The following is a 13,234-nucleotide window of genomic DNA, read 5'->3' as shown; positions in this document are numbered from 1 at the left end:
ATGCACAGCACTGACAGGAGCACCATGTCCACGACCGTGGAGACCGGCGCAGCCGGCGCGGCCAGCACCGAGGCCAGGATGAGCCGACGGGAGGTCCTCCAGGCGCTGTCCGGCTTGATGGTGGGCATCTTCGTGTCCATCCTGGCGGCGACCGTCGTCTCCAACGCCCTGCCGGTGATCATCGCCGACCTGGACGGCAGCCAGTCGATCTACACCTGGGTCGTCACCGCCGAGCTGCTCGCCATGACGGCCTCGGTGCCGCTGTGGGGCAAGCTCGCCGACCTGGTCAGCCAGAAGCTGCTGGTGCAGCTCTCGCTGACCCTCTTCGTCGCCGGTTCGCTGCTGGCCGGCTTCTCCCAGGACACCACCACGCTGATCGTGGCCCGGGTGGTCCAGGGCCTCGGCGCCGGTGGCCTCACCGCGCTGGTGCAGATCGTGATGGCGGCGATGATCCCGCCGCGCGAGCTGGGCCGGTACGCCGGCATCTTCGGCGCCGTCTTCGCCGTCGCCACCGTCGCCGGGCCGCTGATCGGTGGCGTCATCGTGGACACCGCGTGGCTGGGCTGGCGCTGGTGCTTCTTCATGGGGGTGCCGTTCGCGCTGCTGGCGATCGTGCTGCTGCAGAAGACGCTCAAGCTCACCCAGGTCAAGCGTCGTGGCGTGCAGATCGACTGGCTGGGCGCCCTGCTGATCACCGCCGGGGTGAGCACCCTCCTGATCTGGGTGACCCTGGCCGGCAACGACTTCGACTGGCTCTCCGGCACCACCGCGCTGATGGTCGGCGGCGCCGCCGTGCTGCTGGCGCTCGCCCTCCTCGTCGAGTCGAAGGTGGCCGAGCCGGTCATCCCGCTCGGCATCTTCCGCAACCGCACCGTCGCCCTCACCACGCTGGCCAGCGCCCTGGTCGGGATCGCGATGTTCGGCGGCACGGTCTTCCTGTCCCAGTACTTCCAGATCTCGCTGGGCTACTCCCCCACCGAGGCCGGGCTGCTCTCGCTGCCGATGGTCGGCGGCCTGCTGGTCTCCTCGACGGTGGCCGGTGCGCTGATCACCAAGACCGGCACGTGGAAGCGGTTCCTGGTCGCCGGCGGCGTCCTGATGACCCTCGGCTTCGGCCTGCTGTCCACCATCGACGCGCAGACCTCGATCTGGCTGCTCGGCGCGTTCATGGTCGTGCTCGGCGTCGGCGTGGGCCTCTTGATGCAGAACCTGGTCCTGGCGGCGCAGAACGACGTGCCCGCCCGGGAGCTCGGCTCGGCCACCTCGGTGCTGTCGTTCTTCCGCAGCCTGGGCGGCACGATCGGGGTCAGCGTGCTCGGCGCGGTGCTCGCCAGCCGGGTGGCCGGCGACCTGGCCGTGTGGGGCGGCGGCGAGAGCGGCGGCGGCGAGACCACCGTCCCCGACGTCTCCAGCCTGCCGCCGGAGGTCGCCCGCGTGGTGCAGGACGCCTACGGCAACGCCACCGCCGAGCTGTTCCTGATCGCCACCCCGCTGGCCGCGCTGGCGCTGCTGGTGGTGCTCTTCATCAAGGAGAAGCCGCTGAAGACCACCAGCGGCGCGGAGCGGCTGGCCGAGGAGCAGGCCCAGCTGCCGCTGGCGCACTGACCCGCCGGCACCCGGACCGCCGTCGTCCCCCCTCGGGACGACGGCGTCCGTCACCCGGTCCAGCGGTACCCGTTCTCCGGACGGCCGGCAGCTCCGTACCGGGGCCGGACGGCGGCCAGCCCGGACCGCTCCAGGTGTTCCAGGTACCGCCGGGCGCTGACCCGCGCCAGGCCGCAGCGCTGCCCGACCTCACCGGCGGACAGGTCGTCGGCGGGGCTGCTGGCCAGCGCCCGGGCGACGAACTCCAGCGTCCGGGGCGAGAGCCCCTTGGGGAGCGGGGTCGCCGCGAGCGGTTCGCTGACCCGCCGTCGAGTCGAGAAGAGCCGGTCGACGTCGCTCTGCTGCAACCCCCGCCCCGGCTCGGCGGTACGGCGCAGGACCTCCACCCGGTGCGCCCGGTAGGCCTCCAGCCGTTCCCGGAAGGCGGCCAGGGAGAAGGGCTTGACCAGGTAGTCGACGACGCCGGTGGTCATCGCCGCCCGGACCGTCTCCACCTCCCGCGCGGCGGTGATGACGATGACGTCGGGCTGGGGGCCGGCCAGCGACCGGAGCCGCCGCAGCACCTCGACGCCGGAGAGGTCCGGCAGGTGGATGTCCAGCAGCACCAGGTCGGGGGCGAGCACCTGGACGGCCTGCAGCGCCTCGACGCCCCGGTGCACCTCGCCCACCACCTCCAGGCCGGGCACGGACTCGACGTAGCCGCGGTGCACCGCCGCCACGGCGAAGTCGTCGTCCACGACCAGCACCCGCACCGCGCCTCCGCCGGTCACGGCGCCGCCTCGGCCATCGCCGGGGAGGGGGCGCCCAGGTGCACCTCGACCCGGGCTCCGCCCAGGGGCGCGGCGGTGACCGTGGCCGAGCCGCCGCGACGGGCCGCGATCCTCGCCACCAGCGCCAGGCCGATGCCGCGGCCGTGATCGGCGTCGGCCGGCCGCTTGGTCGTGACCCCGACGTCGAAGACCCGGGTCCGGTCCGCGTCGGCCACGCCCGGTCCGTCGTCGTCCACCCGCACGACGAGCCCACCGTCGGGCTGCGAGCCGAGGTGGACCATGACCGTCCCGCCGTTCCCGGTGGCGTCCATCGCGTTGTCCAGCAGGTTGCCGAGCACGGTCACCACGTCGTCCCCGCTCCCGGCCGTCAGGGAGCTCCCAGGCGCGAGGGTCAGCGCGATGCCCCGCTCGTGGGCGACCGCCGACTTGGCGAGCACCAGCGCGGTCACCGCCGGGTCGGCCACCGCGGCCAGCGACCGGCCGTCGAGCAGCTGACCACCCCCGGCCCGGTCGATGAAGGCCACCGCGTCCTGCTCCCGGCCGAGCTCGATCAGCCCCTGGATCACGTGCAGCTTGTTGCTGAACTCGTGGGCCTGGGCGCGGAGGGTGTTGGTCAGGTTGCGCTGGCCGTCCAGTTCACGCAGGGCGCTGGACAGCTCGGTGCGGTCGCGCAGGGTGAGCACCTCGGCGACCCGGCGGCCGCCGACGACCGCGGGGGTCCGGTTCGCGACCAGCAGCCGCTCCCCGGCGAGCACCAGCTCGTCGGTCACCGCTCGCTCACCGCCGACCAGCGGCAGCATCGCCGCGTCCAGGACCTCGGCGGCGGGGCGGCCCACCACGTCCTCGCCCAGGCCGAGCAGTCGAGAGGCCTCGTCGTTGACCAGGACCACCCGCCCGCGGTCGTCGACGGCGACCAGGCCCTCGCGGATGCCGTGCACCATCGCCTCTCGGGTCTCCAGCAGCCGCGCGATCTCCTCCGGCTCCAGGCCGAAGATCCGCCGGCGGACGAGCCGGACGACGAACCACGACGCGAGCGACCCCAGCAGCGCGGCGCCACCCAGCCAGGCGACCAGCACCGGCGCCTCCTGCCGGAACTCGGCGGCGAGCTGGGCCTCCAGGATGCCCACCGAGGCCGCGCCGATCACCTGTCCGGAGCCGTCGCGGACCGGCACCTTGGCGCGCAGCGACTCCCCCAGCGTCCCCTGCTCGGTGCCGACGAACACCTCGCCGGCCAGCGTGGGGCTCGGGTCGGTGGACACCGGTTCGCCGATCCGGTCGGGATCGGGGTGGGAGTAGCGGATCCCGTCGGCGTCGGTGAGGACGACGAAGGTCACCCCGGAGGCCTCCCGGAGCAGCTCGGCCAGTGGCTGCAGGACGGCGCCGGGATCGGGGCTGCCGTACGCGTCGACGACGCTGGGCAGCCGGGCCGTGCTCGTGGCGACGGTGAGCACCTGCTGGCGGTAGGCGTCGCGGATCTGCTCCTGCTGGTGCTGCACGGCCACCGCGCCCGCCAGCAACACGGTGGCCAGCACGATGCCCACCTGCAACAGGAGCAGTTGGACCCCGAGGGTCATGGTCCGGCGGCGCACCGGCCCAGTGTGCGCTCGCCACCCCTGGATGTGGCGCCGACCACAAAGACCGAAACAACCAGTACGACCGTGACGTTCCCACCAGCCTGCGGCCTTCCTAGCGTCCGAACAGAACCCGAGCCGATCCCGGCCCGGCGGACGAGGAGGTCCACCCGATGTCCCTGACCCTCAGCGCACGACCACGGTCCGCTGCCCGCCCCTGGCGGCTGACCGCTGCGGCCGGCGCGGCACTGCTGGGCCTGCTCACCGGCTGCAGCGACTCCGGTGACGGCGAGGCCGGCGCGGACGCTGCGGTCGACCGCCTGGAGATGATGGCCCCGGCCGATCCCGGCGGCGGCTGGGACTCGACCGCCCGTGCGCTGGCCGCCTCCATCGAGGAGGCCGAGCTCGCCGGGAGCACCCAGGTCACCAACGTCGGCGGTGCCGGCGGCACCGTGGGCCTGGCCGAGCTCGCCAACGAGCGCAGCGAGGACTTCCTGATGGTGATGGGCCTGGTGATGCTGGGCGCCATCGAGACCAACCAGTCCCAGGCCACGCTGGAGGACACCACCCCGATCGCGCGGCTCACGGCCGAGGACGAAGTCGTCGTCGTCCCCGCGGACTCGCCGTACCAGGACGTCCAGGACCTGGTCGACGACATGAAGGCCAACGGCCGGTCGGTGTCGATCGCCGGCGGCTCGGCCGGCGGGACCGACCACATCCTGGCCGGGCTGATCGCCCAGGCCGGGGACGTGCCGGTCGAGGACCTGAACTACGTGGCCTACTCCGGCGGCGGTGAGTCCCTGGCCGCCCTGCTGGGCAGCCAGGTCTCGGCCGGCATCTCGGGTGTCTCCGAGTACGCCGAGCAGATCGAGGCCGGCGAGCTGCGTGCGTTGGCCGTCTCCGGCGCCGAGCGGGTCGAGGGCATCGACGCACCCACGCTGACCGAGGCAGGGCTGGACGTCGAGCTCAGCAACTGGCGCGGGGTCGTGGGGCCGCCGGACCTGTCCCCCGAGGCCCGGCAGAAGCTGATCGACCTCGTCGACGAGGCCGTGCAGTCCGACGCCTGGCAGGAGCGGCTGGAGCTCAACGGCTGGGAGGACACCTACCTGTCCGGCGACGAGTTCGACGCCTTCCTCGAGGAGGAGCAGCAGCGGGTGCGCGGTGTCCTGCAGGACATCGGGCTGGTGGAGTGAGTTCGTCTGCAGCCGCTGAGGACCGCGCCCGCACCGGTACGCCGGGGCGGGCGTGGTCCTGGGCAGAGGCTGCCTTCCCCGTGGGGCTGCTCGCGCTGGGGGTCTTCACCCTGGTCGACGCCAGCACCATCGTCGCGCCCAGCTCGGTGAACACCGTGGGCCCGCAGGCCTTCCCGTACGCGGTCGGGGTGCTGCTGGTGCTCACCTCCCTCGCGCTCTTCGTCGACCTGGCCCGCGGGCACGGTGGCGCCGCCGAGGAGGGCGAGGACGTCGATCCGTCGGCCACCACCGACTGGGCCACCGTGCTCAAGCTGACCGGGTCCTTCGCCGCCCTCGTCGTCCTGGTGGAACCCCTCGGCTGGCCCATCGCGGCGACCGTGCTCTTCGGCGGCGCCGCCTGGTCGCTGGGCGCCCGTCCCTGGTGGCGGCCCGTGCTCGTGGGGGCCGTGCTCGCCTTCACCACCCAGGTCCTGTTCACCCAGCTGCTGGACCTGTACCTGCCGGCCGGACCGCTGGAGGGAGTGAGCTTCCTTGGGTGACTTCGGCGCGCTGCTCGACGGGTTCGCCACCGCTCTGCAGCCGATGTACCTGCTCTACGCGCTGATCGGCGTCACGTTGGGCACCGCCGTCGGCGTCCTGCCCGGCATCGGCCCGGCGATGACCCTGGCGCTGCTCCTGCCGCTGACCTACTCGCTGGAGCCCACCGCGGCCTTCATCATGTTCGCCGGCATCTACTACGGCGGCATGTACGGCGGTTCGACCACGTCCATCCTGCTCAACGCCCCCGGTGAGTCCTCCTCCATCATCACCGCGCTGGAGGGCAACCGGATGGCCAAGGCCGGCCGGGGTTCGGCCGCACTGGCCACCGCGGCCATCGGCTCCTTCGTGGCCGGCACGATCGCCACCGTGGCGCTGACCCTGGTGGCGCCGACGATCGCGCGCCTGGCGGTCCAGCTCGGCCCGGCGGACTACGTCGCCCTGCTGGTGCTCGCCTTCCTGACGGTGGCCGCGGTGCTGGGCTCCAGCCCGCCCCGGGGCATCGCCTCGCTCGGGATCGGGCTGTTCCTCGGCCTGGTCGGCACCGACACGCTCACCGGGCAGCAGCGGTTCACCCTGGGGCTGCCCGCGCTCGCCGACGGCATCGACGTCGTCGTCGTGGCGGTCGGGGTCTTCGCCGTCGGGGAGGCGCTCTACGTCGCCTCCCGGATGCGCCGCGGCCCCATCCCCCTGGTGCCGGCGGGCAAGGGCTGGATGACGAAGGACGACTGGCGCCGCTCGTGGAAGCCGTGGCTGCGCGGCACTGCCATCGGCTTCCCGATCGGCACCCTGCCCGCCGGCGGTGCAGAGGTCGGGACCTTCCTGTCCTACTCGGCGGAGCGGAAGCTCTCCAAGCACCGCGAGGAGTTCGGCAAGGGCGCCATCGAGGGCGTCGCCGGCCCGGAGGCGGCCAACAACGCCTCGGCGGCCGGGGTCCTGGTGCCCCTGCTCACCCTCGGCCTCCCCACCTCGGCGACGGCGGCGATCCTCATCTCCGCCTTCCAGAGCTACGGGATCCAGCCGGGGCCACTGCTGTTCCAGGACGAGTCGGCGCTGATCTGGGCCCTGATCGCCAGCCTCTACATCGGCAACGTCCTGCTGCTGGTGCTGAACCTGCCGTTGGTGGGCATCTGGGTGAAGCTGCTGCAGATCCCCCGGCCCTACCTGTACGCCGGCATCCTCACCTTCGCCGCGCTGGGCAGCTACTCCGTCGGCGCCTCGACCGAGGACCTGGTCCTGCTGTTCCTCCTCGGCCTGCTGGGCTGGGCGATGCGGAACTTCGGCTTCCCGATCGCGCCGGCGGTGGTCGGGCTGATCCTCGGCCCCATCGCCGAGGAGCAGCTCCGCCGCGCCCTGGCCATCAGCCAGGGTGACCCCACGGTCCTGGTCACCAGCCCCTTCGCGGCGGTCGTGTACGCGGCGCTCGTGGTCTTCCTGTTCCTGGGCTGGTGGCTCCGCCGCCGTCAGGCCCGTACCGAGGCAGAACTGGCCGCCGTGGTCGCCACGCCTGCCGAGTCCGAGAGGAGTTCGTCGTGACGATCGTGGTGGGCTACGTGCCCAAGCCGGAGGGCCGCGCTGCCCTGCGGGCGGCGGTGGAGGAGGCCGACCTGCGCGGGGAGCAGCTCCACGTGCTGAACACCTCGCGCGGGGACGCCTACGTCGACCCCTCGTACGCCAGTCCCGAGGACCTCGCCGAGGTCCGCGGCCTGCTCGAGGAGACCGGCCTGACCTTCGAGCTCGAGCAGCACGTCGGCGGCCAGAGCGGGGCGGACGAGGTGGTGGCGACGGCGGCGCGGCTGGGTGCCTCGCTCATCGTGATCGGGATCCGCCGGCGGTCGCCCACCGGCAAGCTCGTCTTCGGCAGCGACGCCCAGCGCATCCTGCTGGAGGCCGAGTGCCCGGTGCTGTCGGTCAAGGCCCCGTCGGCCGGCTGAACCGGATGGGGTCGCCGTCCCCACGGCGCGGGACGGCGACCCCCACCGGTCCGGTCAACCGGTGACGACGTGCACCAGCGCACCGGCTGCACCGGCCAGCACCAGGACGACGATGAACGGTGCCCGCAGGGCCAGCGCCACCGCGGCCACGGCGAGCCCGACCAGCCGCCCGTCCACGACCAGGTCCGGCCCCGAGGTCGCGGCCTGGACGGCGACCAGCGCGGCCAGCAGGGCCGCCGGCACGAACTCCACCACCCGGGTCACCCACGGCCGCTCCACCCAGGCCGCCGGCACCGAGAGCCCGGCCAGCTTCAGCAGGTAACAGCCCAGCGAGCCGACCAGCACCACCGCCCACAGCGTCCCGGTGCTCACGCGGCCGCCTCCCGCGGGGACGTCGTCGTCCGCGGCCGGCCGGCCAGCGCCACCGCGACCACGGCGAGCACCACCTGCACCCCGGCCGGCACGAACGGGGTGAGCGCCAGCGCGACGACCGCGCCGCCCAGGGCCACCCGCCGCTGCACGCCCGGCTCGCGCGCCGAGCGCTGCAGCCGGGGCCACAGCAACGCCAGGAAGGCCGCGGGCACGACGGCGTCCAGCGCGGCCTGCGCCGTCTCCCCCAGCGCCGCGGCCCCCAGCGACCCGACCAGCGTCGTGACGTTCCAGCCCAGGTAGATGGTGGCGCCGGTGACCCAGAACGCCAGCCGGCCCAGTTCCCGGTCCGGCGCGGCGACCGCCATCGCCGTCGTCTCGTCGATCACCCAGTGCGCCGCCCCGGCCCGGCGCAGCCAGCCCTGCGGCGCCAGCATCGGGGCCAGCCGGACGCCGTAGACGGTGTTGCGGGTGCCGAGCAGCAGGGCGCTGCCCACGGCGGAGAACGCTCCCCCGCCGGCACCGAGTACGCCGATCATCGCGAACTGGGAGGCGCCGGTGAACATCAGCGCCGACGTCGCCACCGCCTGCCAGGTGTCCAGCCCGGCCCCGGCCGCCGCCGCACCGAAGGCGACCCCGTACAGCCCCACCGCCACGCCCAGCCCGACGGCGTCCCGGAGCGTGGCGGTGCGGGCGGAGGACGGCACGGGCCGACCCTAATGGGGCTACATCCGGACGGCTTTGGAGCAGGATCGGGTGTCCGAGCCGCCGGTGGGTGAGCACTGCCCGTCCCGGGTCCGATGGTCGAGGCCCACGCTTAGACCGTGCCCCCGCCGGTGCGCGAGGAGAAGCGGATGGCCGGTGGGATGTCGTGCCGGATGAGCACTGATCCATTAGGTCGCCACGGTCTTCTCCTCCAGGGTTCGGACAGGTGCCACCGGACCGGAGGAGGCCGTTGCGAAGTGTTGTTCATCGGAGATGACTGGGCCGAAGCCCATCACGACATTGAGATCGTCGACGAGTCCGGCCGCCGGCTGGCCCGCCGGCGGCTGCCCGAGGGAGTCGAGGGGCTGGCCGGGCTGCATGCCTTGGTCGCCGACCACGTGGCCGAGGATGCCGAGGCGAATCAGGTGACGGTCGGGATCGAGACGGACCGGGGGCCGTGGGTGCAGGCACTGCTTGCCGCCGGTTACACCGTCTATGCGGTCAATCCGCTGCAGGTGGCCCGCTACCGCGAGCGGCACGGCACCTCGGGTGCCAAGAGCGATCCCGGTGACGCGCACGTGCTGGCCGAACTGGTCCGGCTGGACCGCGCCCACCACCGCCCGGTCGCCGGGGACTCCGCGGTCGCCGAGCACGTCAAGGTGCTCACCCGCACCCACCAGTCGATGGTCTGGTCCCGGCAGCGGCAGACCAACGCGTTGCGCTCGATGCTGCGTGAGTTCTATCCGGCCGCGCTGGCCGCCTTCGGTGACGAGCTCGCCGGCCGGGACGCCCTGGCGATCCTGGCGATCGCCCCCTCACCCGAGGCGGGCCGCCGTCTTTCCCAGTCCAAGATCGCTGCGGCGCTGCGCCGGGCCGGGCGGCAGCGCAACCTCGAGGGCACCACCGAACGGATCCAAGCCGCGCTGCGCGCCCCGCAGCTGCAGGCCCATCCGGGGGTGGTCGGCGCCTACACCGCCGCGGTGCGCTCACAGGTCGCCGTCATCGCCGAACTGGTCACCCAGACCGAGGTGCTCCGGGGCGAGGTCGAGGCGGGTTTTGGCCGGCACCCGGACGCTGAGATCTACCTGAGCCAGCCCGGGCTCGGGCCGGTCCTGGGCGCCCGGGTGCTCGCCGAGTTCGGAGACGACCCGCACCGCTTCGCCGACCCCAAGGCCCGCAAGAACTACTCCGGGATGGCCCCGATCCCCCGCGCCTCGGGCACCCGCCGGGTGGTGCTGGCCCGCTACGCCCGCAACCGCCGGCTCGCCGACGCCCTCTACCTACAGGCGTTCACCGCGCTGACCGCCTCACCCGGAGCCCGGGAGTACTACGACCGGCAACGCGCCCGCGGCGCCACCCACCACCAAGCGCTGCGCGCCCTGGCCAACCGCCTCGTCGGCATCCTGCACGGCTGCCTGCACCACCACCAGCGCTACGACGAGACCACCGCCTGGCACACCGCAGCCGATCAAACCACCGCCGCTTGACGCTTCCAACCGTGGGATGTCTAGGCGGACCCCGGGTCGGCCAGCGCCGCGGGCACGGCGGTCAGGAGCCGGCGCCCACCTGCTCCTCGACCACCGGGCAGGCCGGGAGGAGGTCCCGGGTGCCGCCGGTCTGCGGCACCGTGAACGCACACCCGAGGTCCGCCTCGGCCACCGCGTTCCGGTTCAGCACGTCCTCCCCTGCCGGCCGCACCATCGGGCCGCCCCCCTCGAGGGACTCGACCCAGGTCACCAGGTCGGTGAAGGTCTGTGCCGCCTCCTCCGGGCTGAACTCGCAGTGCCCGACCGACCGGACCGTCCGCTGCACCAGCAGCCCGCCGGTGCCCTGGATCGCGGCCTCGGCGGCGTAGATCCGCTGGTGCTCGAACGGCACGAACATGTCACCGATGGTGTGCACCGACAGGACCGGGACGGAGAAGTCGGCGTCCAGCTGGATGATCGGCGCCTTCCCGGTCTCCTCGCGGGTGCCCGGCGCCGCCTCGACCCGCTCGATCCGGGAGTTCAGCGTCGAGCCGTCCGGGAAGGTGAAGGTGGTCGGGTACAGCCGGTCGGCGTTCTCGGCCACCGAGCCGGCGGTGAGCCCACCCAGCGTCCCGGTCGGGTCGTCGGCGAACCGGCCCAGGTTGAAGGTCAGCCCCTCCCAGTAGGTGAAGGCGGCCTCGTCACCCGGCCGGGGGCCGCCGGTCAGGTCGATCACGACGTCCCGGAAGGTCTCCCCCCGATCGGTCAGCTCGGGGTTGGGACCGGTGGGCGAGGTGGGCAGCCCCAGGGTCGCCTTGATCTCGGCGATCGCAGCCTGGTAGTCCTCGGTCGAGGTCACCGGGTACGCGTCGACCTCGGCCAGCGTCTGCGCCACCAGGTTGTAGTCCAGTCGGATGTCGAACTGGGCCAGGTCCCCCATGACCCCGCACATGGGCGCGGCGCCGGCCCAGTCCACCCGCTGCCGCTCCACCAGGGCACCGATGATGTGGCCGCCCATGGACACCCCCTGCAGGTAGCGGTCGTCGGCCGGGGCGACGAGCCGGTCGAAGAGCCGGGCCAGCCGTTCCGTCGAGGTGACCCCCGCCCGGATGTCGTACCGGTTGGCGGAGTAGGACGACGCCGCCCAGGCGTAGCCCGCGTCGATGTAGGCCTGGCGCAGCTCGAAGGAGGGGCTGTCCACCCAGAGCACCGTCCCGGTGCCGCGGTAGCCGTGCTCCCAGAACACCACGTCCCCGTTCCAGCCCTCGGTGGGCACCTCGATCCGGTAGCCGGCGCCCTTCTCCACGCCGGTCAGGACCCGGGTCCGCGGCTGGCCCTCCGCGTCCAGCAGCGGGGTGAAGGCCTCACCCGGCTGCCCCGTGGCGGGGTCGTAGTCGAAGGCCGGGTCGGCGACCGTCCACTCGATGTCCCGGGCGGGCACCGCCGGCAGCGACGGCGACTGCTGGACCTCCTGGAACCCCGGGGCGACCGGGCCCTCGGGCCCGCGTCGGTCGTCCGTGGCACCGGCGGTGCCGGCCCACCCGCCGACCAGGAGGGTCGCAGCGGCGGTGACCGCACAGAGCCGGGTGGAGCGGTGCTGGAACTGGGTCATGAGGACGTCTCCCGACTGCTCGACTGTGAGCTGCGCCACTGGGCGCCTCATCATGACCAGACACCGCAGCGCTGTCATCTGGTGACCCTCGGGCACCGGCGGGTCGTGCCGGGCGCGCCGGGCGGCCGTCAGCCGCCACCGGCCGTCGCCCCCGCAGGTCCGGGGTCGGCCGGTTCACACCCGCTGGCCCGGGGCGGGTCGATCAGCCGCCGTACAGTGGGGCTCGCCGGCGCGCGGGCCCCCACAGGGGCCCGGAATCCGCAGGCTCCCCGTCGAAGGAGACACAACGCGCATGTCCGACACGCTGACCGGATCCCCGGAGCTGGACGCCGTGAACGCGGCGCTGGCGACCGTCCAGGACCCCGAGATCAACCGTCCGCTGCCCGAGCTGGGCATGGTCAAGGACGTGCAGATCGGCGTCGGCGGCGACCCGGGCGCGGTGCGCATCGAGGTCTACCTGACCGTCGCCGGCTGCCCGATGCGCGAGACCATCACCAACCGCGTCACCCAGGCCGTCTCCGCGGTCCCCGGCGTCACCTCCGTGGCGGTCGGCCTGGACGTGATGAGCGACGAGCAGCGCACCGAGCTGCGCAAGACCGTCCGCGGCAGCGACGCTGCCGAGCCGGTCATCCCCTTCGCCCAGCCGGGCTCGCTGACCCGGGTCTACGCGGTCGCCTCGGGCAAGGGCGGCGTCGGCAAGTCCAGCGTCACGGTGAACCTGGCCGCGGCACTGGCCAAGAAGGGCCTGTCGGTCGGCGTCGTGGACGCCGACATCTACGGCCACTCGGTGCCCCGGATGCTCGGCGTGGACGACAAGCCCACCCAGGTCGACAACATGATCATGCCGCCGCAGTCCTACGGCGTGAAGGTCATCTCGATCGGCATGTTCACCCCCGGCAACACCCCGGTGGTCTGGCGCGGGCCGATGCTGCACCGTGCGCTCCAGCAGTTCCTCGCCGACGTGTGGTGGGGCGACCTGGACGTGCTGCTCATGGACCTCCCGCCCGGCACCGGTGACGTGGCGATCTCGGTGGCCCAGCTGGTGCCGAACGCCGAGATCCTGGTCGTGACGACGCCGCAGCTCGCCGCCGCCGAGGTGGCCGAGCGGGCCGGTGCGATCGCCACCCAGACCCACCAGCAGGTCGTCGGCGTCGTGGAGAACATGTCCTGGCTGGAGCTGCCCGACGGCTCCCGGATGGACGTCTTCGGTTCCGGCGGCGGCCAGGCCGTCTCCGACGCGCTCACCAAGACCCTCGGTGCGCGGGTGCCGCTGCTGGGCCAGATCCCGCTGGACACCCGGCTGCGCGAGGCCGGTGACGCCGGTGCGCCGATCGTGCTCGCCCAGCCCGACGCGCCCGCCGCCCAGTCGCTGTCCGCGATCGCCGACGCCCTCGCCGTCCGCCAGCGCGGGCTGTCCGGCATGTCGCTGGGGCTGACCCCGGTCAAGCGGTAGCCACCCCCGCACGACCGAG

12 protein-coding genes are annotated in these 13,234 nt (G+C 73.3%); 7 read left to right on the top strand and 5 right to left on the bottom strand.

The genetic code is table 11. From position 1 onward, the window contains the following. Positions 1–24: 24 nt before the first annotated feature. Positions 25–1,605, top strand: a complete 1,581-nt coding sequence (locus IN07_RS16945; protein ID WP_052091389.1) for an MDR family MFS transporter — start codon at positions 25–27, stop codon at positions 1,603–1,605. A gap of 50 nt (positions 1,606–1,655) precedes the next feature. Here IN07_RS16945 and IN07_RS16940 read toward each other — a convergent pair whose 3' ends face one another. Then, on the bottom strand, positions 1,656–2,375 hold the full coding sequence (locus IN07_RS16940) for a response regulator (protein WP_081975478.1): 720 nt from the start codon (positions 2,373–2,375) through the stop codon (positions 1,656–1,658). Next, a complete protein-coding gene (locus tag IN07_RS16935; RefSeq protein ID WP_036337563.1) occupies positions 2,372–3,964 on the bottom strand; it encodes an ATP-binding protein in 1,593 nt (530 codons plus the stop codon). The genes IN07_RS16940 and IN07_RS16935 overlap by 4 nt, the downstream gene beginning before the upstream one ends. Positions 3,965–4,119: 155 nt before the next feature. Between IN07_RS16935 and IN07_RS16930 the strand changes: the two genes are divergently transcribed. Genes IN07_RS16930 through IN07_RS16915 form a run of 4 tightly spaced genes read left to right on the top strand, consistent with a single transcriptional unit; the run spans position 4,120 to position 7,610 of the window. Further along, on the top strand, positions 4,120–5,139 hold the full coding sequence (locus tag IN07_RS16930; RefSeq protein ID WP_036337561.1) for a Bug family tripartite tricarboxylate transporter substrate binding protein: 1,020 nt from the start codon (positions 4,120–4,122) through the stop codon (positions 5,137–5,139). Next, positions 5,136–5,678: a tripartite tricarboxylate transporter TctB family protein gene (locus IN07_RS16925; RefSeq protein WP_036337557.1), complete on the top strand. Its 543-nt coding sequence runs from the start codon at positions 5,136–5,138 to the stop codon at positions 5,676–5,678. The genes IN07_RS16930 and IN07_RS16925 overlap by 4 nt, the downstream gene beginning before the upstream one ends. Further along, positions 5,671–7,212, top strand: a complete 1,542-nt coding sequence (locus tag IN07_RS16920) for a tripartite tricarboxylate transporter permease (protein WP_036337556.1) — start codon at positions 5,671–5,673, stop codon at positions 7,210–7,212. Before IN07_RS16925 ends, IN07_RS16920 begins: the two co-directional genes overlap by 8 nt. After that, positions 7,209–7,610, top strand: a complete 402-nt coding sequence (locus IN07_RS16915; RefSeq protein ID WP_036337554.1) for a universal stress protein — start codon at positions 7,209–7,211, stop codon at positions 7,608–7,610. The genes IN07_RS16920 and IN07_RS16915 overlap by 4 nt, the downstream gene beginning before the upstream one ends. Positions 7,611–7,664: 54 nt before the next feature. On the opposite strand, the gene IN07_RS16910 is transcribed toward IN07_RS16915, so the two are convergent. Together IN07_RS16910 and IN07_RS16905 are read right to left on the bottom strand one after the other, a co-directional pair. Next, positions 7,665–7,982, bottom strand: coding sequence for an AzlD domain-containing protein (locus IN07_RS16910; RefSeq protein WP_036337551.1), 318 nt, complete (start codon positions 7,980–7,982; stop codon positions 7,665–7,667). After that, a complete protein-coding gene (locus IN07_RS16905; protein WP_036337549.1) occupies positions 7,979–8,686 on the bottom strand; it encodes an AzlC family ABC transporter permease in 708 nt (235 codons plus the stop codon). Before IN07_RS16905 ends, IN07_RS16910 begins: the two co-directional genes overlap by 4 nt. 255 nt (positions 8,687–8,941) lie before the next feature. On the opposite strand from IN07_RS16905, the gene IN07_RS16900 reads away from it, so the two are divergent. After that, a complete protein-coding gene (locus IN07_RS16900; protein ID WP_036337547.1) occupies positions 8,942–10,171 on the top strand; it encodes an IS110 family RNA-guided transposase in 1,230 nt (409 codons plus the stop codon). A 61-nt stretch (positions 10,172–10,232) separates the two neighbouring features. On the opposite strand, the gene IN07_RS16895 is transcribed toward IN07_RS16900, so the two are convergent. After that, positions 10,233–11,762 carry an alpha/beta hydrolase family protein gene (locus tag IN07_RS16895; RefSeq protein WP_156119249.1) on the bottom strand — a complete coding sequence of 510 codons (1,530 nt, stop codon included), beginning with the start codon at positions 11,760–11,762 and terminating at the stop codon, positions 10,233–10,235. Between the two features lie 292 nt (positions 11,763–12,054). On the opposite strand from IN07_RS16895, the gene IN07_RS16890 reads away from it, so the two are divergent. Next, positions 12,055–13,215 carry an Mrp/NBP35 family ATP-binding protein gene (locus IN07_RS16890; RefSeq protein ID WP_036337544.1) on the top strand — a complete coding sequence of 387 codons (1,161 nt, stop codon included), beginning with the start codon at positions 12,055–12,057 and terminating at the stop codon, positions 13,213–13,215. The last annotated feature ends 19 nt before the right edge of the window (positions 13,216–13,234 follow it).

The sequence above is a fragment of the Modestobacter caceresii genome, assembly GCF_000761485.1.
Classification (GTDB): domain Bacteria; phylum Actinomycetota; class Actinomycetes; order Mycobacteriales; family Geodermatophilaceae; genus Modestobacter; species Modestobacter caceresii.
The sequence above is the reverse complement of the archived record's forward strand: the minus strand, read 5'-3'. Positions and strand labels throughout refer to the sequence as shown.